A 20,189-nucleotide genomic window follows, 5' to 3' on the forward strand; every position below is an offset into this window, starting at 1 on the left:
AGGAGCATCCCATCCTTGGTTATGGGGCACACAGTCGTAGGCTCATGTGCCGTTGGTTGCTTACTTGTTTTCTACGTTTGGCTCTTCTGTGGTGTTGTCGAGCGTTGTCTCCGGTGCCGGTGATTCGGCTACGGTCTCGTCGGTCGTCGCTGTTTCGTCGGATACTTCGTCGGAGCTGGTCTTGATTGCCTCCTTCAGCCCCTCCAGTCTTTGTTCGTGGCGGTCGATATCCTTTTGGATCGCATCGATCTTCTTTTGGATATGCTGTACCATGGGGTCATTGTGGGCGCTGGACTGGAAGAATCCCAGGTTGTTCTCGTACTGTAGGCGTTGCGACTCGAGTTGCTTGATGTTCCACTTGAGGTCGTTGCGCTCTTTTTGCAGCTGCTCTGTGGTCATGCTCTCGAGACTCTTGGAAAAGTCCACCGGAGCTCCACTGGCAGTCTGGCGGTCCGTCGACCAGGCCACGCTGCCTTGGCGTCTGCCGGCACCTCGTTCCTCTCTGTGTTGTCGGCCTTCGTTGCGGCGTGCGCCACCCTCTTTGCGTTGGCGTTGTTTGCCGTCAGCGGGCTTGCGTCGTGCATCGCCACCGCCACGGTAGGCGCGTAGGATGCTGTAGTATGGGCCGAGTACGTCGTCTTTTTTCTTGTCGGGTACCGGGCCGATGCTCTGCCACTCACTCTCGATGGTGGCTATCTGCTCATCGAGGTCTGCCGGCTTGGACTCCCATACGGAGCGGAGTCGCTCCACCAGCTCCATCTTTTTGTCAAAGTTTTCCTCACGGCCGGCACGGAGTGTGGCATAGTGGTCACGCATCCGTCCAAAAAATTGGTCAGCGGCTCGCCTGAAGGAGCGATTCAGTCGCCGATCGACGGCGAAGGGGATTCCCTCGTTGCGCAGTGACTCCCACTCCTGCTGGATCTCCTTGAACCACTGTGACACCTCATGCCACGTCTCGCTGCTCTTGTGTCCGATGGCCTCCTCGAGGATTTCTTTCATGCGCTCCACTCTCGAGACACTCTCCTCAGCGATCGTCTTGCTGTAGCTGCGACGTTGGTGGTAGTACTCGTCCATGGCCACACGGTAGCGTGAGTCCACCTCCCAGCGGTCCTCTCGTGCTACGCGACCGGCATTGCGCCATTGCTCCTTGATCCGGTTGATGTTTCGCTCTAGCTTTTGCCACTCGCGTGGGATCGATGGGATCTTGGCCAAAAGGGTCTCCAAGTCATCGGCGATGCTCTTTTTCTTTTCGAGAGCCTCCTGCTGTTGCTTGCGGACCTCCTCGTTGTACTCTTCTTGCTTCTTGTTGACTACCGAGGCGGCGTCCTTGAATTCCTTCCACATTGCATCCTTAAACTCCGGTGCCACAGGGCCGGTCTCTTTCCAGAGGTCTTGGAGCTCCCGTAGTTTACGGGTGGCTCGGCGGATGTTTTTGTCATTGGCCAGCTCTTTGGCTTGGGCGATCAGGGACTCTTTGGTTTCTCTGTTTTCGCGGTAGTCTGCCAGTACATCCTCGTCGCCGAATTTGTTTTGCTCGTAAAAGGCTTCGTTGACCTTTGCAAACCTATTGAGTAGCGCGGTGCGCCTGTTTTCGGGTACAGCACCAATCTCACGCCACCTATTGATGAGGTTGGCGCGCTCGTTTCGGATAGTGAAGTAGTCGGCCGGTGAGGTGAGGAGTGCTTCGAGGTCGTTGAGGAGTGCCTCTTTTTGTGCCAGATTGGCTTCTGCTTCGTTTTTCTCCTCCTCTTTTTGCTTGGCTCGCAGCTCCTGGTAGCGGGTCTTGAGGTTGATCAGAGCCACCTGCAGTGCTTCTGTCTCCGGAGTCAGCGCCGTCTCGGCTGCCTCGGCCAGGTTTTGTGTGGCCTCACGTACCTTTTTCTCCACTAGGTTTTGCAGGCGACGCAGGTCCGCCCCTTTGGGGAGTTGCAGGGCATCGATCTGTGCGCCAAGGTGCCGGAGTAGCTCTTCGGCGGACATTGACCGAGTATCGACCTCTGCCTCATGACTCTCGGGGGCTTCGGAGGTCTCCACGGGAGGGGTTGCAGGGGTGTTGTCTTCGTTTTCTACTGTTGCGGCAGGGGTTGGCTCTGCACTCTTCTCTTCCACTTGCGTTTCCGCTTGGTTGCCGAGGTTTTGCTCCTTCAGCTCGTCGGGCGTCAAGTTCACAGGATTTTGATCCATAGCTCAGTTGTATGATTGGTGTGTTGTAAAATGTCTATTCCACCCTGAAAGATAACCAACTTTCCGGAATTTTCCAAAACTCTTCATCGGGCGACTTTGGCTCCTTTTTTGGGGAGCTTTGGAGGTGGGCTTCTATCGGTGGTCAATATTTCTTCTATCCGTCTAATCGATCGCTTCTATCCGTGAAAACTTTTGCTTTTATCCGTGAAATCGATCGCTTCTATCCGTGAAACTCGAGGCTTATTGCAAGTGCTTGATTATCAGCGTCCCCCCAAAAGTCTTTTTTGACCCCAAAAATCACCTGTTTTTTGCCTTTTGGGGGAATGTCTCGGCAGGGAGGATTTTGCCACAAAGGTGTCGGAATGATTTTGGGCAAAAAGCCCCTCTCTCCCTCCAAAAAACAATGCCCCCCGTAGACTTCACGTCTGCGGGGGGCATCCTCACTAAAAACTAAAAACAAACAAAAAATAGAATTCTTATCACTTGGTCACAATCATGTGGCTACCGTGTGGCATCATTGGTCGCACATGGCCCTGCTGTGTGCGATCATATATCCATTGCGAGCCCGACGTAGTAGCTTCGGGGTTGTGAGGGTCCGAATACGTATGCACTGTCGCGTGCGCCATTGAGGTCAAAGTCTTTTTGGATCGAGTTGAGGAGGTTGTTGGCTCCCACATAGACCTGAATGGTGGAGGAGTTGAAGACCCTGAAGTCGTAGGACACCTTTGCGCCCAGCTCTACGAATGATGGGGTGCGCTCGAGCCGGTCCCACCTCGGTGCGGCATCGGTGCCGGTGGCTTGGCGCTTGCCTCTCTTGACGAGGTCTCTGTCGACCAGTGCGGCCATCCTTCCGCACTCGATCATGTGTGGTGCGTACATGGAGCCTGTGTAGTTGAGCGTCGTGCTGAGTGTGAGTTGGTGTGTGGGGGTGTACTGTAGGGTGAGGTAGCCGTATAGGTCGGGTGTGCGTAGGTAGTGGCGGGTCGACATCGGGACCTCCTCGTAGGCACCGTTGGCATCTTTGGCAAATCCGGTGAGCTTTTCGGGTCCATTGTCTTTCAGGGTGTTGATCTCACGGGGTTCTGCCCCGGTGGCTTCGTCGGCCAGTCGTGCTCGCTTGCCCCACTCCTGTGGTTGATCCCACATGGCGGTCTGTAGGGTGAGTCCGCCTTGGATCATCAGGTGGCTGACGGCGGCTTTGGCTTCGATGTTGAGCCCGGCCACTTTTGCTCCGGAGCCATTGATGCGCTCGTAGATGATGTAGCCATCCTTGGACCCGACTTCGTTGGTGGTGAAGGCATCGTTGAGCCGGGTGTAAAATCCCTCTACGAGGAGGTTGGTCTGTACCTGTCCGAGGGTGAAGTACATGTCTGCACTGGCCGATAGGCTGTGGCTGTTTTCGGGCTTGAGGTTGGGGCGGTTGTGTATGCGTTGCGACTCCCCACCGACGATATTGACGTGTAGGTCTTCGTCGAATAGCTGTGGAGCGCGGAAGCCCTTGGCGTAGGCTAGGCGCAGGCTGATGTTGCTGAGGGGGTTGAACCTCAGAGTGGCTCGTGGGCTAAACACGGGCTTGAGCCGGCCCTTGCTGTTGCGGACCATGGAGTGCTCGTCGAGACGCCCTCCCAAGAGGATGGTCCAGCGGTCGTCGGTCCACTCGAACTGTGCTATCTGCGATACGACATGCAGGTGCTGTATCGTGGGCGGGTAGAGGGTTGCCTTGCCGGTGTCATCGGGTATCCACTGCCGGACGGGCATGATGTCGTGCAGGCCGTCGTAGGAGTATTCGGTGCCGAGTAGTAGCTTGGCGGGCATGAAGAGTAGGTGGCCAAGGTCTTTGTTCCACTGAAGCCCGGCGACGTAGGTCTGCCCTGTGGTCTTGCCAAAGTTGATCCCGGGTACATAGTTGCCCTCCTCAGCCACAGAGGGGAGGTGCCCCAGGCTGCCTAGGTTTTTGTCTCCCACACCTCCATAGTAGCTGTCTCTCACGACGACCTGTCCGGAGCCGTAGATCTGGAGCAGTCCGGTGCCGTCCTCGGATCTGTGAGAGTAGTTGGCGTTGCCACTGTACACGTTGTGCTCGAGTCGCTCGGAGACGGAGGCGTATTGGTCGGGGAGGTCGAAGTGGTCTCCGCCTCGCCTATACTCTTGGATGAAGTGGGTCTCGACGCTGAGCCGGTCTTGCCCTGTGGGGCGGAAAAAGAGTCGCCCTCCGAGTGAGTTGTTTTTGTTTAGCCCAAGTTCGCTAAATCCGTCGCCATTGGCATCCCACGGCCGGCGTATCCTATTTTGTCCAAAGATCATGCCACCGATCCGGCCATCTGCGCCCACCACGGTGCCACAAAAGCTGACCGCATTGTCGGGTACCCGTCCACCGAGCATGGTGAGGTTTTCGCGGAAGTGAAAGCTATTGTACTCCGGCTCCTTGGTGATGATGTTGACGACTCCGGCTATGGCGTTGGAGCCGTAGAGGGCTGATCCTCCGCCACGCACGACCTCCACGCGGTCGATCATGTTGGCAGGGATTTGCTCAAGTCCGTAGATTCCGGCCAGTGCGCTAAATGATGGACGGGAGTCAATGAGGATCTGGGAGTAGCGACCGTCGAGGCCATTGATACGGACTTGGGAGAAGCCACAGTTTTGGCAGTTGTTTTCGACACGAAGTCCGGGCTGGAAGGTCAGTCCTTGGGAGAGGCTGACAGCGTTGGTGATCTTGAAGACATGGTCGTCGAGGACGCTGACCAGTGTGGGGGCCAGCTTGCGCAGGGTGCGCTGCCTATTGGAGGAGACGACGACCTCCTCCAGGCTCAGGACATCCTCCTCGGCCTCAAAGTTGACCTCCAAGGAGACACCCGCCCGTAGCGTGACTGTCTTTTCTTGGGTCTTGTAGCCGACACCCTGCATCACGATGGTGTACTTGCCGGCCCGGAGGTTGCGGAGGAAGTAGTGTCCGGAGGCATCGGTGGTGGCACCGTGTGGTGTCCCCTTGAGGTAGATCGTGATACCGGATAGGTACTCATTGGTGTTTTTGTCCACCACGTGTCCGACCAAGTCTCCATCCTTGACCTGAACGGTGGCAAGTGGCGATCCGGCTATTGCCTGTCCTGAGAGCAGGAAGGCAAATAGTGCGATGAGCAGGGTGGCTATTTTGGAAAAAGCAAGAACCTTTTTAGATAAAATGGATTGCATGTATTTTTGTGAAAGTCAGTGTTGGTTGTGTTGTGTACATGATGTATCTGTATTTCGTGGCCAAAGGTACGTCTAATTCCCAAAAAAGCCCCAAAAATTACCGATTTTACCCATATATAGGTACGATTGGAAAGGTTGAGTACCAATATGTTGGCAGGGTGCCATTCTGCGGTGGAGGCCTATGGGTGCGAGTTGTGTGAGGGTGGTCTGCTTCGTTGCTTTCCTTTTTGGTACCTTTGTGCCGAAGTTGGCCGATCGGACCAACTCTTGGACCAATAATAGATGAATCCCTCAATGCAGAAAATACGTAATATCGCGATCATTGCACACGTCGACCACGGCAAGACCTCCTTGGTGGACCGTATGCTACAAGCTGGCAAGCTCTTCAGAGACCCCAGCGAACAACTCGAGCAGGTACTGGACAACAATGACCTGGAGCGAGAGCGAGGGATAACGATCCTCTCCAAGAATGTCTCGATCCGGTACAATGACTACAAGATCAACATCATCGACACACCGGGGCACGCCGACTTTGGGGGTGAGGTGGAGCGTGTGCTCAATATGGCGGACGGCTGTCTGCTGCTGGTGGATGCCTTTGAGGGTCCGATGCCTCAGACCCGTTTTGTCCTCGGCAAAGCGATAGAGATGGGGCTGAAGCCTATCGTCGTGGTGAATAAGGTGGATAAGGAGAATTGTCGCCCCGATGAGGTGCAGGAGCAGGTATTTGACCTGATGTTTAATCTCGACGCCACTGAGGATCAGCTGGACTTCCCGACCATCTATGGCTCGGCCAAGCAAGGCTGGATGTCGACCGACTGGCGCCAACCCAAGGAGGATATCACCGATCTGCTGGATGCGATCATCAAGTATATCCCGGAGCCTCCTATGCTGGAGGGGCCGGCACAGATGCTGATCACCTCCCTCGACTACTCGACCTATGTGGGCCGTATCGCTGTGGGCCGTGTGCACAGAGGTACCCTCAAGGAGGGGCAAAACATCACACTCATCAGCAGAGATGGCTCTTTTCACAACTGCAAGATCAAGGAGCTAGATATCTTTGAAGGGCTGGGTCGCAGCAAGGTGAGTGAGGTGCACTGTGGCGATATATGCGCCGTGGTGGGGCTGGAGAACTTTGAGATCGGTGAGACAATAGCCGACAGCTCTTGCCCCGAGGCACTGCCGACGATTGCCGTGGATGAGCCTACGATGAGTATGCTCTTCACGATCAACAACTCTCCCTTTTTTGGCAAAGATGGCAAGTTTGTCACCTCTCGTCACCTCCACGATCGCCTAATGCGTGAGCTGGACAAAAACTTGGCACTGAGGGTAAAGGATACAGAATCAGCGGACTCGTGGCTGGTCTATGGTCGCGGTGTGCTACACCTCTCGATCCTCATCGAGTCCATGAGACGTGAGGGGTATGAGCTCCAAGTGGGACAACCACAGGTCATCATCAAGGAGATCAATGGGGTGAAGCATGAGCCAATAGAGGAGCTGACCGTAAGTGTACCCGAGGAGAGCTCCAGCAAGATCATAGATATCGTCACCAAGCGCAAGGGGGAGATGACCATGATGGACACCAAGAACGACCGGGTGATCCTGCAATTCAAGATCCCCTCCAGAGGGATCATCGGCCTCAACAACCAAGCACTCACGGCCAGCAGTGGAGAGGCCATAGTCTCGCACCGCTTCTTGGACTTTGAGCCTTGGAAAGGGGAGATACCCTCACGGACCAATGGGTCGATCATAGCCCTAGAGGGCGGACAGGCCTATGCCTATGCCCTGAATAACCTCCAGAGTAGAGGACGCTTCTTCATCGAACCCGGTGAGGAGGTCTATGAGGGCGAGATTGTGGGCGAGCATACCAAGGATAATGACCTGGCGGTAAATGTCTGCAAGGCCAAGAAACTGACCAACATGCGGGCCAGTGGATCGGACGACAAGGTGATACTGGCCCCACCGGTACGCTTTTCGCTGGAGGATGCACTGGAGTACATCAAGGAGGATGAGTACGTGGAGGTGACACCTCACCAGATGCGTATGCGCAAAATACTCCTCTCCGAAAACGATCGTAAGCGCGCCGCTCGCTAAATTTTCCGAGGGAGAGAGAAACACGACTCGGCGGAGAGCCAACAACCTCCATGGCCCAGCGACTAGGATCACAGACCAGCCCTGCCGGCACCCGACCTAAGGAAAATAGGACAACCATACTGGCTCTGATCGTCACCTACAATGCCGGAGAGTGGATAGCAAAGTGCTTGGCACCATTTGTAGAGGATCGAGAGGGGGTGGAGCTGCTGGTTGTGGACAACGCCTCCTCGGATGGGACTCCGGCTCTCGTACGTGAGGCCTACCCATTTGTGTCACTGCTGGAGCGACCTGCCAACTTGGGGTTCGGCATGGGCAACAACATCGGGCTGGAGTATGCTGTTGCCAAAGGCTACAGAGGGGTGATGCTGATCAACCAAGATGCCGTCTGTACTGCCTCGGTCATTCGCACTTTGGCCGATCGCTGTGATCAAGATCCGACCATAGGTATCGCCACACCTGTACACTATGCCGACGTGCATCAGACGGTGGTGGAGAGTGGATTTGGGCACTATTGCCCCAAAGCAAACGGGCGCGCCTTTTGCCCCGTCGCATTCGTCAACGCAGCCTTGTGGTACATCCCTATGCCGGCACTGCAGCGTGTCGGACTCTTTGCCCCCTTTTTCTTTCAGTATGGGGAGGATCTGGACTACTGCAACCGTGTGCGAGCACTGGGGCTGAAGATTGGCTACTTCCCTGATTTGGGTGGAACACACTATCGGGCCAACGGCACCCGATCTCCCGAGAAGCAACGCCACCTCGACTACGTGTACCACTTGGCCGAGTTTGCCAACCCCGCTCACGGAACACTCGGACGCTACCTCTACGGAATAGGTGGGTTGCTGGCAAAGGCTGTTCGCCAACGCAACACTTTTTTCCTGAAAAAAGCCAAAGCACTCCTGCAACTCCGCCCAACCATCAACCTATGGCTCTCGCGCCCTCCAATCGACCCAAAGGCACTCAGACGGACCTACCAAAAGGGGAGCTACGCTCCGGTGTTGCTCCTCGTCTACAACCGCCCGGAGCATACACGCAAGGTGTTGGCGGACTTTTGGAGACAGCCGGAGGCCCCCTCCACACCACTCTATATCCTGTCGGACGGAGGGGAGGGCACGGAGGAGGTCCGAGCGCTCATCCAAGCCGAATCCCACAGATCGCCGCTGGTGACGATCTGGCTACAGCCAAGCAATAGAGGGCTGGCACGCAACGTGACCGAGGGGGTGGGGCGTGTACTGGAGCGACACGACAGGGTCATTGTGCTGGAGGATGACCTCGAGCTGTCGCCCTACTTCCTACGATGGGCAAACGACTGCCTGGACACCTATGCTCCCTACCCCGAGATAGCGCACATACATGGTGGCACCTTCTACGCTCACCAAGGTCTGCGCACCAATCACCTACTTCGCTTTGCCGGTAGCTGGGGATGGGCTACTTGGCGTGACCGCTGGCAGACACTCTGGGAGGAGGATGGGCTCAAGCTCCTCCGGCAGTTGGACGCACTGCCTCAGGCTGACTACAAGGGACATTTTGACTACGGAGGCTTCCAAAAATTTAGTCGCATGCTACGCCGACAGACACTCGGGCAAAACAACTCGTGGGCTATCCGCTGGCATGCCTCGCTATTGATCCACGACAAACTGAGTGTCAATGCCTATCCACCTATGGTCAACAACAGAGGCTTTGACGGCACCGGCATCCACTCCGCCAACGATGATCGCTACCACACCCCAGTGAGCCCCTATCCAATATATGCGACCCCACCGGAGGAGAAACCGGTGGAGGACCCCCAAGCCTACCGGATACTCAAGTGCTACTACATCCGTACGAATAACAAGGTCGCCAAGGGTCTGCTAAAACTCAAGGAGATATGGCGGAGATTTTTCGGCTAAAGGAGTTTGCGATCCGCCATACGGACTCGGTGGTCAAGGTCGGCACAGATGGGCTGATCCTAGGGGCTGTCTCATCTCTTTTTGCTCACCAAAATGGTGCAAAAAGGATCCTGGATATCGGGACCGGTACCGGCATTGTCGCACTCATGCTGGCAAGCAGGCTGGAGTGTGGGGTCACAGCACTGGAGATCGACCCACAGTCCGTGCAAGAGGCTGAGCACAACGTCCGCCAGGTCCCTTTTGGCAAGCGGATCGCTGTGCACCACTGCGACTACCTGGAGTACCACTCCGACCATCCGTACGACCTCATTGTCAGCAACCCTCCCTACTATCCACCAGTGGCAGTGGCAGACCGGAGCCGAATGGCGCTTGCCAAGCACATCGGCCGGCTCACTCCGAACGCTCTTTTTGGACGCGTGGAAGAGGATCTGGCACACAATGGCTACCTGCTCCTCATCCTGCCGACCGATGCCACTGCATACTTTGAGCAAAACGGACGCCCGCATGGATTGCAACTACATGGTGTACTGTACGTACAGACCGTGGTCGGCAAAGCCCCCAAGCGTGCCGTGCACTTTTGGCACCGTCGCATCCCTGCCGACTGCTTCGTCGATACCCTGACCATCCTCGAGCGTGACGGAACCTATACCGAGCAGTACCGGCGACTAATGCAGCCCTACCTTTTCATCTAAAATATGGCGCGCCGGGGTGCGGGCATTTATTTGGCTCGCCACCAGGCGGTAGATCACCAGCACCACACTGTAGTAGAGTACCACCTGCACGAGGTCCATCTCTCCCGTCGACGAGAGGTATGGTGCCCCTATGCTGAAGTACTGAGTGACACGGATCATAGCCTCCACCAGCCACCCCTGTATCACCAGTAAAAACGATGGTATACTGCCCACCACACCGACCACGACCACCAGTAGCAACCCATACGGGATCGCCAAAGCACTCAGGTACATTAGTGGAATATTGCTCCAGACAACACCTAGATTGGCGCGACCAAAAAAGAGAAAAAGAAACGGCAACACACCGATCTGAGCCGAAACGGACACAAACAGTGCATCTCGCAAGGCAGAGAGGAGAGGTATCGATGGTGTGATCAATTGCCGGAAGAGGGGCAGAAATGTGAGGATACCCCATACCGCACTGACGCTCAGCATCAGCCCCACACTCAGGTACGACATGGGCTCGTGGATAAGGAAAATGAGGAGGGTCAGACTCAGAAGTTGTACTTTGTCCGTACGCCTGCCAAACAGACTGGCAAGCAACACCAGGCTACTCATCACAAAGGCACGTACTGTGGCCGTCGAACACCCCGTTAGGAGTGTATAGCCCAGTGTTCCACCCATGAGAAGTAGATAGCGTAGCTGTCGATGGCGCCACCGCCACAAAGCACGAGAGACTACCCATGAGAGGAGAAAAAAGATCACCCCCAAGTGGTACCCACTCACCGCCAGCACATGGGCAACACCGGCATCCCTGAATCCCTCGCGGATCTCCACGGGCAATTGGCTACGATCCCCCAGTGCCAGAGCATAGGTCACACCTCGCACCTCCGGGCGTAGCACCGAAGCAGAGACTTGCTCAAAGTCGCTGATCAGCCGGGCGCGCACCCTACGTCCCCAGCCAACGAGGGAAAAAGACGCTCCTCCTTGCTCAAGACGATAGATCCGCTCGATCCGTCCCAGGGCACCATAGCCCTCACTCAGTAGGTATCGCCGGTAGCTATTGTCAGGGGAGAGACGACGGAGCCGGACATCGGCGACCAGCCGATCACCGTAGCCGGCACCCACGACATCCGTAGAGAGGAGTACACGCTCCACTCCCCCTTTCACCCGGAGTCCGGCATCGTACTGAATGGATGATCCGGAGTGAGTCTCCACAGGATAGTGAATATCCACCACCGCTTGCCGTATGAGCTGCTCTACCGGGCTCTCGCGACGCCATGTCGTACGGGCATCCGCATAGATCCAAAAAGCAACAGACACCAGCATGAACACCCCCACATCGGACCAACGCTTGGACCAAAAACAGAGTCCCATCCCAACCAATGCCAGTGGTGCCGAGATAGCGATGGGGTACGCCATGTGGAGCATTCCAAGCCCCAGCAGACACGCCACCAAGATCACAAATGCCGGGCGATCCAGCGGTCGTGAAATCGGTATGGTGGGGACTCGTGGTACCACCCCGACTACATCAGCGAACGGATTGCCGCCAATGGATCATCGGCACCAAAGACATAGCTACCTGCCACCAGCACATCCGCTCCGGCTTCCAGCAGAGCTCGCCCGGTAGTGGCATTCACACCCCCATCCACTTCGATCAGCACCTCGTAGCCTCCTTCATCGATCATACGACGTAGGCGCACCGTCTTGTCGAGAATGCGGGGGATAAATTTTTGCCCTCCAAATCCCGGATTCACCGACATCAGCAATACCAAGTCCAGGTATGGCAGCACGTCCTGTAGAAGCTCCACCGGCGTGGCAGGATTGAGTACCACTCCGGCTTTCATGCCGGCATCACGGACCATCTGCATCGCCCGATGCAAGTGGCGGGTGGCCTCGTAGTGGAGGGTCAGCACATCGGCACCGGCTCGTCCAAAAGCCTCGATATACTTCTCCGGCTCCTCTATCATCAAGTGTACATCGCAGACCTTGTCGGTGATACTCCGGACCGCCGACACTATCGGTAGGCCAAAAGAGATATTTGGCACAAAACGCCCATCCATCACATCCAAGTGGATCCACTGCGCCGCACTGCCGTTGAGCATCTCGATATCCCGTCCCAGGTGCAAAAAGTCGGCAGACAGCACGGATGGTGCTACGATCACGTTCTTTTTCATACTACGTACTAGTGGTTGGTTCATCTATTCAGGCAAAAATAGGCCGGCATACTCCATTCCCTCCGTCTGCTCACACCATGGCCTGTGTGATCTGGTGTATGCGGAGTAGGTCATTCTCATCTCGTAGCCGGCAGATAAGGTTGTTCAGCTCCTCCTTGTTGGGCACCCGTACCCGTATGGTCCCGATTGCTCGATCCTTGTTGCTCGTAAATTCGATTCCCATCAGCGGTATCTTCATCTGCCGGAGAGTGTCGATCACGCTGTACACAAAGCCATCCAGGTTGGCTCCCTCCAGCTCCAGCATCACCCCAAAGTTGGAGTGGATGTGTGGTCCCCAGGCCACCGACACGATATCGTCGCCTCGGGTGGCCCGTAGTTGCATCGCCACGGGGCAAGACTTTTGGTGCACCACCACCTGCCTTTTGTCATTGAGTATCCCGTGCACCTCCTCCCCAAATACCGGACTACAGCAGGTGGCGCGTATGTAGTTTCGCTTGCCATTCTTGGCGGTGAGCAAAAACTGCTCTTTCATCTTCTCCTTGGGCAGTGCCGGTGCTTCCGTCTCGTCGGAGTCCCAGAGCTGACGCTCCTCCGTCTCTCCATTTTTGGCTCGGTCTTCCTTGTGGCGCTTGAGCTCTTTCAGGAGTTCGGGGGTCAGCAATACCTCCCCACTGTATATAGCGAGGAAAAAATCATCCGTGGTCGGGTACGAAAACACAGACCCCTCGGGTGGCAATACCAGGTCCGACTGATACCCCTGCTCATCGGCATAGAGCTCCAGCTGCAGTTTGCCCTCCTTGATCTGACGGATACGGGAGCTCTCCAAGTACTTGCGGATGTAGCGTTTGGCCGTTGGGCTTGTGACGTAGTAGAGCCACTCCTCCTTGGGATAGGTCTTGGAGGTCGTGAGGATCTCCACCTGGTCACCACTTTGGAGGTGGTAGTCGATATTCACCATCGTGTGATTGACCTTGGCTCCGATACAGTGGTTGCCCTCCTCCTCCGACTGCATGTACGCAAAGTCGAGGACGGTGAAGTTTTGGGGACAGCGTACCTGCTCGCCATTGTAGGTGAAAATGATCATATCCTGGCTGGCAAACTTGTACATCATCGTCTCGTAGTCGTCCGATGCATCCGGTCCGGGATTGCTCAGGAGTGCACGGACGTTGCCCAGGATCTTCTCCTCCGTCTTGTCCACCTCGCCCGACCGTTGCTTGTACCGCCAGTGGGCCGCCAGCCCTCGTTCGGCCATCTCGTGCATCTTCCACGATCGGATCTGTACCTCCACCCATTCACCTGTCGGCCCCATCACTGTCACATGTAGGGCGCGGTAGCCGTTTTCCTTGGGGCGGGTGAGCCAGTCGCGCGTCCGATCATCCTTCACCCGGAAGTGAGAGGAGATGATCTGGTAGATCCTAAAGCAATCACTGTACTCCGACGTCTCTGTCGCCGGCTCAAAGATGATTCGGATCGCAAAAATATCATAGATCTCACGAAACGATAGCGACTTGGTACGCATCTTATTCCAGATACTGTAGATGCTTTTCATGCGGTGCTGGATCTCGTAGTCCAGCTCAGTGTCCGCCAAGTCGTCACGTATGTCGCTGTAAAATTGCTCAAAAAGGTCGGTGCGCCTACTGCTACTCTCACTGATCAGTCGCTTGATCTCCCAGTAGTCCTGTGGGTGGTCGTACTTGAGCGACAGATCCTGCAGCTCGCTCATGATATTGTACATACCCAGTCGCTCGGCCAGTGGGGAGTAAAAGAGGCGTGTCTCCGCCGCAATCTTGGCCTGCTTGGTCTCCGGCATGCTGTCGAGCGTCCGCATGTTGTGTAGGCGATCGGCTATTTTTACGAGGATGATTCGGATATCGTTGTTGGCAGTCAGGAGGAGGTGACGGATATTCTCCAGTTGTTTGGATGCATTTTCTTTGCCACTCATCACCTCGGCCAGGATCTCACCCGAGAGCTTGGTCAGGCCATCCACGATACGCGCTATCGAGTCGCCAAACATATCTCGGATATCCTCCACCGTATAGTCCGTATCCTCCACTACATCATGCAGGAGTGCCGCAGCGATGGAGGTGCTACCCAGGCCTATCTCGTTGCAGACAATACTTGCCACCGCTATCGGGTGCATGATGTACGGCTCGCCACTCTTTCGCTTGGCATGCGCATGAGCACTGCGCGCCAGGTTAAACGCCTTGATGATCGGCTCGGTGCGCTTGCGGTGGTTGGAGTTGAGGTAGTCCGCCAAGAGCTGGTCAAATGCTGCTTGGACGACTAGGGTATAGTCCGGTTGGGTGTCACTTCTGCTCATACGTGTAGTAGCCTTGCAATGATCGTACAGACAAATATACATGAAAACATTGAGACCCATCCCCGTGTCGGACTTTCCCCAAAAACGGCCTGCAAACCCCGCCCCCCCCCACACCTCTTCCTGGGGATTTGGCCAAAAATGAGCCTCTTTTCGGCTCGGACTTTGGGTATCGATCGGCAATTGATTAAGTTTGTGATTGGGCAACCTATACAATAACACCAAGCCCATACCCATACCATGAGCCAATCAACCCTGACCATCCACCTGCCTGACCTAGGTACCAATATGGAGTGTGAGCCGGGCGTCACCCCGCTCGAGATCCACTCCCGGCTAGAGCAAAAGCACGGCACCACCCCGATGCTTGCTCTGATCAACAACCACGAGGCCTCACTCTCCAGCCCGATCTATAGGAGTAGCACGGTGGCCTTTTTGGACTACCGAGACAATAGCGGAGCGCGCACCTATGCACGCACGCTGGTCCTCCTCCTCTGCAAGGCGGCGGAGGAGCTGGGCTACCCACCGATACAGGTGGAGCATGCCATATCCATGGGCTACTACGGGGTGATGCCCGACCTTCTGTCGCCGGACGAGCAGCGGATCACCGCCCTGCGTGAGCGCATGGCCCGGCTCATCGATGAGGACCTCTGCATCCGACGACATCGGATTACGATGCAGGAGGCCCTCAAGTACTTTGGCGACAAGGGGCGAGAGCGCACTGCCGAGCTGATCCGGAGCCGCGGCCGATGCTACGTCACCGTCACCGAGCTGGATGGTTACCGAGACCTCATCCTCGGCCCTGTGCTGCCACGCACCGGCATGCTGGGCGTGTTTGGGCTGGAGCGGTATATGGATGGCTTTTTGCTACGAGTGCCCGACCGCTCCGACACCACACGGCTCTACCCCAGGATCGAGCAGCCAAAGGTCTTTGAGGTGTTCCAAAAACACCTCCGCCTCATCCACCTCCTTGGCGTGGAGGATGTCGCACCTCTCAATGCCCGGATACGGGAGGGCAAGTCGGCCCACCTGATCACCATCGCTGAGGCGATGCAAGAAAAGACCATCAGCGAGATCGCCTCCGAGATCACGGAGCGTCACCGAAACAACGGCCTCCGAGTGGTGATGATCGCCGGACCCTCCTCCAGTGGCAAAACCACCACCGCCAAGCGTCTCATGACCCAGCTGATCACCAATCTTTTGGTGCCACATGCCCTCTCTCTGGATGATTTTTATGTCAACCGAGCGGACACCCCACTCGACGAAAACGGACACCCCGACTACGAGAGCCTCCATGCGCTGGATCTGGAGTACCTCGGTCGGGTCGTACGGAGCCTGATCCGAGGAGAGGAGGTGCAGATGCCCAAGTACCACTTCCCCACCGGCAAGCGGGTGATGGATCACGCCAATCGACTCCGCTTGGCCGAAAACGACATCTTGATCCTCGAGGGCATCCACGGCCTCAACCCCGACCTCCTGCCCGGGATAGGAGACAAGGAGGTGTACAAGCTCTATGCCTCCGCACTGACCACCCTCTCCATCGACCGGCACAATTGGCTCAGCACAAGTGACAATCGGATGATGCGTCGCATGGTCCGTGACCTAAAGTACAGAGGGATATCCGCTGAGCAGACGATCCTACAGTGGGAGCACGTACGGCAGGGTGAGGAAAAGTGGATCTTTCCCTACCAAGAGCATGCCGACCGAGTGTTCAATACCGCCATGATGTACGAGCTGGCGGCACTGCGCCCCCAAGCCGAGCAGGCGCTCCTGCGGGTGCCGGAGGTGAGCCCTGCCTTTCGGACAGCGGAGCGGATGCTCAGGGTCTTGCGACTATTTGAGCCTATCGAGCCGGATGCCATGCCGGGAACCTCGTTGTTGCGAGAGTTTTTGGGCGGATCCCTCTTTCGCTACTAGGCGATGACACAAGCACCTACCCCCCTCGGACAGCCTATGAAAACCTACCAAAACAACAGCCTACTCGATACCCTCGCCCAAAAACGCCCGACGCACACCCCCGTCTGGCTCATGAGACAAGCCGGGAGGTACCTACCCGAGTACCGCAAGTTGCGCGAGCAAGCCGGCTCCTTCTTGACCCTCGCACAGACACCCGAGTTGGCCGCAGAGGCCACTCTGCAGCCCGTGCGACGCTTTGGGATGGATGCCGCCATCCTCTTCTCGGACATCCTCACCATACCCGATGCACTCGGGATGCAGCTCACCTTTGAGGCCGGGAAGGGACCACACTTCCGTCGACCGGAGGTCTTTGCCCACGGCCGATTGGCACTCACCCCTGTGGATATACGCCAAGCACTGCACTACGTCGCCGACACCATCCGATTGGTTGCCAACGACACCTTCCCCATCATTGGCTTCTCCGGCAGTCCTTTCACGCTCGCCTGCTACATGGTGGATGGCGGAGCCGCCAAGGGTTTTGTCCGGACACGACGCCTCCTCTACTCCGAGCCGGGGCTCCTACACGCCTTGCTCGAGCTGCTCACATCGCTGATCATCGACTACCTCACCATGCAGGTCGAGGCCGGGGTGGCGGTGCTCCAGATATTCGACTCATGGGGTGGGTTGCTCAGCACACCGGACTACGAGACCTACGACCTCGCCTACACCCGTCGTATCCTATCGGCACTGCGCAAGCAACCCTCCACGGCGGAGACACCGATCATTGTCTTTACCCGCAACGCCACACTCCACTGGTACCGACTACTCCACGAGGCCGGAGCCACGGCCATCGGCATCGACTGGCGACACCCCATCAGTGAGGTGGCACACCACCTCCCCGATGGAGTGGTCCTGCAGGGCAACCTGGATCCCGCCGCACTACTCGGCACGCCCGAGCAGCTCCGACGCACCACGGCTGACCTCCTCGAGAGCGTGCCACCCACCACACCGCATATATTCAATCTAGGGCATGGCATCGACCAATCCACTGATCCGGAGATGGTACGCCTGCTCGTCGACCAAGTACACAATCACCAACTAACCTAATATACAACAGCATGAAGAGAAAGATCTTTACCGCCCTGCTGGTGACACTGCTCGCCACTCCATCGATCTGGGCACAGTCCTTCCTGGAAAATATAGTGGCACCCCGTGAGGTGCTACGCCTCACCGATGGGTGGCGATTCACCCGAGAGGACAGCTCGGACTTTGTCCGCCCCGACTACGACGACACCGGGTGGCAGAGGGTCACCGTCCCCCACGACTGGGCGATCTACGGCCCCTTTTCGCCCCAAAACGACCGACAAACCGTGGCCATCACCCAGGATGGACAAAAAGAGGCACTTGAGCATGCCGGACGCACGGGTGGGCTGCCCTTTGTGGGGGTAGGCTGGTACCGCTACACCTTTGACCTCCGACAACCCCTCCAAGACCTGGGAGACCTCACCCTCTACATCGATGGTGCCATGAGCCACTCCCAAGTCTACATCAATGGGCACGATGCCGGAGGATGGCCCTATGGCTACAACTCCTACCACATCGACATCACCCCCTACCTCGACCCCACCACCACTCGGCAGGTCATCGCCATCCGGCTCGAAAACCCCACCGACTTCTCACGCTGGTACCCCGGTGCCGGCCTCTACCGCAACGTCTACCTCATGGTGTCACCCTCACGCACCCGCATCGACGACTGGGGCACCTACATCACCACCCCATACGTCACCGAGGAGTACGCACAGGTCAAGGTGCGCACCCGGATCAAGCACACACCCATAGACCCACAGCCACTCACGCTGCGCACCACACTACTGTATGAGGGCACGCCCGTAGCCACCCAAGAGATATCCGGTGACCGGATCTTCGACCACACCCTCGAGCAAAACCTCAGGATCCCCACACCACACCTCTGGGACATCAAGCAGCCCAACCTCTACACCGCACACAGCGAACTCTTCTACGACGGGCGACTCATCGACGCCTACAGCACCACATTCGGAGTGCGCACCATAGAGCTACGCCCCGACCAAGGCTTTTTCCTCAACGGCAAGCCCGTGATCTTCAAGGGCGTCTGCCTACACCACGACCTCGGACCCCTCGGGGCGGCGGTCAACAAAGCAGCCCTACGCCGACAGATCAAGCAGATGCAGGACATGGGAGCCAACGCCATCCGCACCGCACACAACATGCCGGCACCCGAGCTCGTACAGCTGGCCGACGAGATGGGCATGCTCCTCATGGCCGAAAGTTTCGACGAGTGGAAGATCCCCAAGGTCAAAAACGGCTACAACCACCTCTTCGATGACTGGGCAGAGCGTGACTTGGTCAACCTCGTGCGCCACTACCGCAACGCTCCATCCATCGTCATGTGGTGCATTGGCAACGAAGTCTACGAGCAAGCCGCCGAGGGGGGCAACAAAGTAGCCTACTTCCTCCAAAATATCGTACACCGTGAGGACCCCACCAGGCCCGTCACGCAGGGAATGGACAACCCACGACCCGTCACTGCCAATAGCTTCGCCGCCATCATGGACATCGCCGGATTCAACTACCGCCCATGGCACTACCCCGAAGCCTATGCCAAGCTACCACAGCAGCTCATTCTAGGAGCGGAGACCACCTCCACTCTCTCCTCCAGAGGGGTCTACAAGTTTCCGGTCCAACGCAGGTCCATGGCCCTGTACGACGACCACCAAGCCAGTGGCTACGACGTCGAGCACTGCTCCTGGAGCAACCTCCCCGAGGATGACTACATGAGGCACGAGGACTTTCACTACAACATCGGCGAATTCATCTGGACCGGCATCGACTACATAGGTGAGCCCACGCCATACTACACCAATTGGCCCTCACACACCTCACTCTTTGGAGCTGTCGATCTCGCCGGAATACCCAAGGACCGCTTTTACCTCTACCGCTCGCACTGGAACAAAGAGGCAAACACCCTACACATCCTACCCCACTGGGATTGGCCCAACAGAGTGGGCGAGGTGACCCCCGTATTCGTCTACACATCCTACCCCACGGCTGAGCTGTTCATCAATGGCAAAAGCCAGGGCCGAAGGACCAAAGACCTATCCCTCAACGTGGACAATACCTCCGACCAAGACCTATCCCGACAGCCAAGGTACCGACTCATGTGGATGGATACCAAGTACGAGCCGGGCGAGCTGAGAGTGGTGGCCTATGACCAAAACGGCACCATGCAAGCCGAAAAAGTCATCCGCACCTCATCCGACCCCTACACCATCCGACTCACTCTCGAGGAGCCGAGCGAGACCATACCCGCCTACGACATCGAGCACCTCGTCTACGTGCGTGTACAGGTCATCGATCGTGACGGAAACCTATGCGCCACCGCCACCCCCGACATCACATTCAGCGTCCAAGGCAATGGCAGATACGTCGCCTGTGCCAATGGTGACGCCTCATGTATCGTCCCCTTCCAGAGCCGGACCATGCCCGCATTCAGCGGACAAATGACTGCGATAGTCGCACCCACCGGCACACCCGGGACGATCACCCTGACTGCTTCGGCACCGGGACTAAAGCCGGCAACTCTCGAGATACCAACTTGGTAAAAAAAAGCCCCCTCCGAGGGTGAATATCCGGAGCGTGTGTGGCGGAGAAAGAGGCTGCCACACACGCTCCTCGAGAATGTTGCACGAAGTTATCCCCCCAAAACCTTGGCAGAACCAAATAAATTGGTAACTTTGCAGAG

11 protein-coding genes are annotated in these 20,189 nt (G+C 56.8%); 6 read left to right on the top strand and 5 right to left on the bottom strand.

Annotation, left to right across the window (positions count from 1 at the left end; genetic code table 11):
* Window positions 1-60 precede the first annotated feature (60 nt).
* Both AC1EK1_RS07405 and AC1EK1_RS07410 read right to left on the bottom strand, forming a co-directional pair.
* A complete protein-coding gene (locus tag AC1EK1_RS07405; RefSeq protein WP_480306500.1) occupies window positions 61-2,169 on the bottom strand; it encodes a DUF349 domain-containing protein in 2,109 nt (702 codons plus the stop codon).
* Between the two features lie 561 nt (window positions 2,170-2,730).
* The gene (locus AC1EK1_RS07410) at window positions 2,731-5,373 is read right to left on the bottom strand and encodes a TonB-dependent receptor (protein WP_480306502.1); all 2,643 of its coding nucleotides are present in this window, start codon (window positions 5,371-5,373) and stop codon (window positions 2,731-2,733) included.
* Between the two features lie 294 nt (window positions 5,374-5,667).
* On the opposite strand from AC1EK1_RS07410, the gene typA reads away from it, so the two are divergent.
* The 3 genes from typA to AC1EK1_RS07425 are packed head-to-tail and all read left to right on the top strand — an operon-like array spanning window position 5,668 to window position 10,042.
* A complete protein-coding gene (gene typA, locus AC1EK1_RS07415; protein WP_480306504.1) occupies window positions 5,668-7,464 on the top strand; it encodes a translational GTPase TypA in 1,797 nt (598 codons plus the stop codon).
* 50 nt (window positions 7,465-7,514) lie between these two features.
* A complete protein-coding gene (locus tag AC1EK1_RS07420; RefSeq protein ID WP_480306506.1) occupies window positions 7,515-9,350 on the top strand; it encodes a glycosyltransferase family 2 protein in 1,836 nt (611 codons plus the stop codon).
* The gene (locus AC1EK1_RS07425; protein WP_480306508.1) at window positions 9,329-10,042 is read left to right on the top strand and encodes a tRNA1(Val) (adenine(37)-N6)-methyltransferase; all 714 of its coding nucleotides are present in this window, start codon (window positions 9,329-9,331) and stop codon (window positions 10,040-10,042) included. Before AC1EK1_RS07420 ends, AC1EK1_RS07425 begins: the two co-directional genes overlap by 22 nt.
* Here AC1EK1_RS07425 and AC1EK1_RS07430 read toward each other — a convergent pair.
* From AC1EK1_RS07430 to AC1EK1_RS07440, 3 genes are all read right to left on the bottom strand, one after another.
* Window positions 10,016-11,542 carry a ComEC/Rec2 family competence protein gene (locus AC1EK1_RS07430; RefSeq protein ID WP_480306510.1) on the bottom strand — a complete coding sequence of 509 codons (1,527 nt, stop codon included), beginning with the start codon at window positions 11,540-11,542 and terminating at the stop codon, window positions 10,016-10,018. The genes AC1EK1_RS07425 and AC1EK1_RS07430 overlap by 27 nt on opposite strands.
* A gap of 5 nt (window positions 11,543-11,547) precedes the next feature.
* Entirely contained in the window at window positions 11,548-12,198 is a 651-nt protein-coding gene (gene rpe / locus AC1EK1_RS07435; protein ID WP_480306511.1) for a ribulose-phosphate 3-epimerase, read from the bottom strand.
* A gap of 70 nt (window positions 12,199-12,268) precedes the next feature.
* Window positions 12,269-14,518, bottom strand: a complete 2,250-nt coding sequence (locus AC1EK1_RS07440) for a RelA/SpoT family protein (protein WP_480306513.1) — start codon at window positions 14,516-14,518, stop codon at window positions 12,269-12,271.
* Window positions 14,519-14,755: 237 nt separating this feature from the next.
* Between AC1EK1_RS07440 and AC1EK1_RS07445 the strand changes: the two genes are divergently transcribed.
* The 3 genes from AC1EK1_RS07445 to AC1EK1_RS07455 are packed head-to-tail and all read left to right on the top strand — an operon-like array spanning window position 14,756 to window position 20,049.
* A complete protein-coding gene (locus AC1EK1_RS07445; protein ID WP_480306515.1) occupies window positions 14,756-16,429 on the top strand; it encodes a uridine kinase family protein in 1,674 nt (557 codons plus the stop codon).
* 36 nt (window positions 16,430-16,465) lie between these two features.
* Window positions 16,466-17,515 carry a uroporphyrinogen decarboxylase gene (gene hemE, locus AC1EK1_RS07450; protein WP_480306517.1) on the top strand — a complete coding sequence of 350 codons (1,050 nt, stop codon included), beginning with the start codon at window positions 16,466-16,468 and terminating at the stop codon, window positions 17,513-17,515.
* A gap of 11 nt (window positions 17,516-17,526) precedes the next feature.
* On the top strand, window positions 17,527-20,049 hold the full coding sequence (locus AC1EK1_RS07455; protein ID WP_480306519.1) for a glycoside hydrolase family 2 TIM barrel-domain containing protein: 2,523 nt from the start codon (window positions 17,527-17,529) through the stop codon (window positions 20,047-20,049).
* The last annotated feature ends 140 nt before the right edge of the window (window positions 20,050-20,189 follow it).

It is taken from the genome of Porphyromonas sp. C0026D3, from assembly GCF_056590775.1.

Coding starts and splice junctions, on each gene's coding strand:
- typA (WP_480306504.1), top strand. CDS start 5,668: ATGCAGAAAATACGTAATATCGCGATCATTGCACACGTCGACCACGGC.
- hemE (WP_480306517.1), top strand. CDS start 16,466: ATGAAAACCTACCAAAACAACAGCCTACTCGATACCCTCGCCCAAAAA.
- AC1EK1_RS07425 (WP_480306508.1), top strand. CDS start 9,329: ATGGCGGAGATTTTTCGGCTAAAGGAGTTTGCGATCCGCCATACGGAC.
- AC1EK1_RS07420 (WP_480306506.1), top strand. CDS start 7,515: ATGGCCCAGCGACTAGGATCACAGACCAGCCCTGCCGGCACCCGACCT.
- AC1EK1_RS07455 (WP_480306519.1), top strand. CDS start 17,527: ATGAAGAGAAAGATCTTTACCGCCCTGCTGGTGACACTGCTCGCCACT.
- AC1EK1_RS07440 (WP_480306513.1), bottom strand. CDS start 14,518: ATGAGCAGAAGTGACACCCAACCGGACTATACCCTAGTCGTCCAAGCA.
- AC1EK1_RS07445 (WP_480306515.1), top strand. CDS start 14,756: ATGAGCCAATCAACCCTGACCATCCACCTGCCTGACCTAGGTACCAAT.
- rpe (WP_480306511.1), bottom strand. CDS start 12,198: ATGAAAAAGAACGTGATCGTAGCACCATCCGTGCTGTCTGCCGACTTT.
- AC1EK1_RS07410 (WP_480306502.1), bottom strand. CDS start 5,373: ATGCAATCCATTTTATCTAAAAAGGTTCTTGCTTTTTCCAAAATAGCC.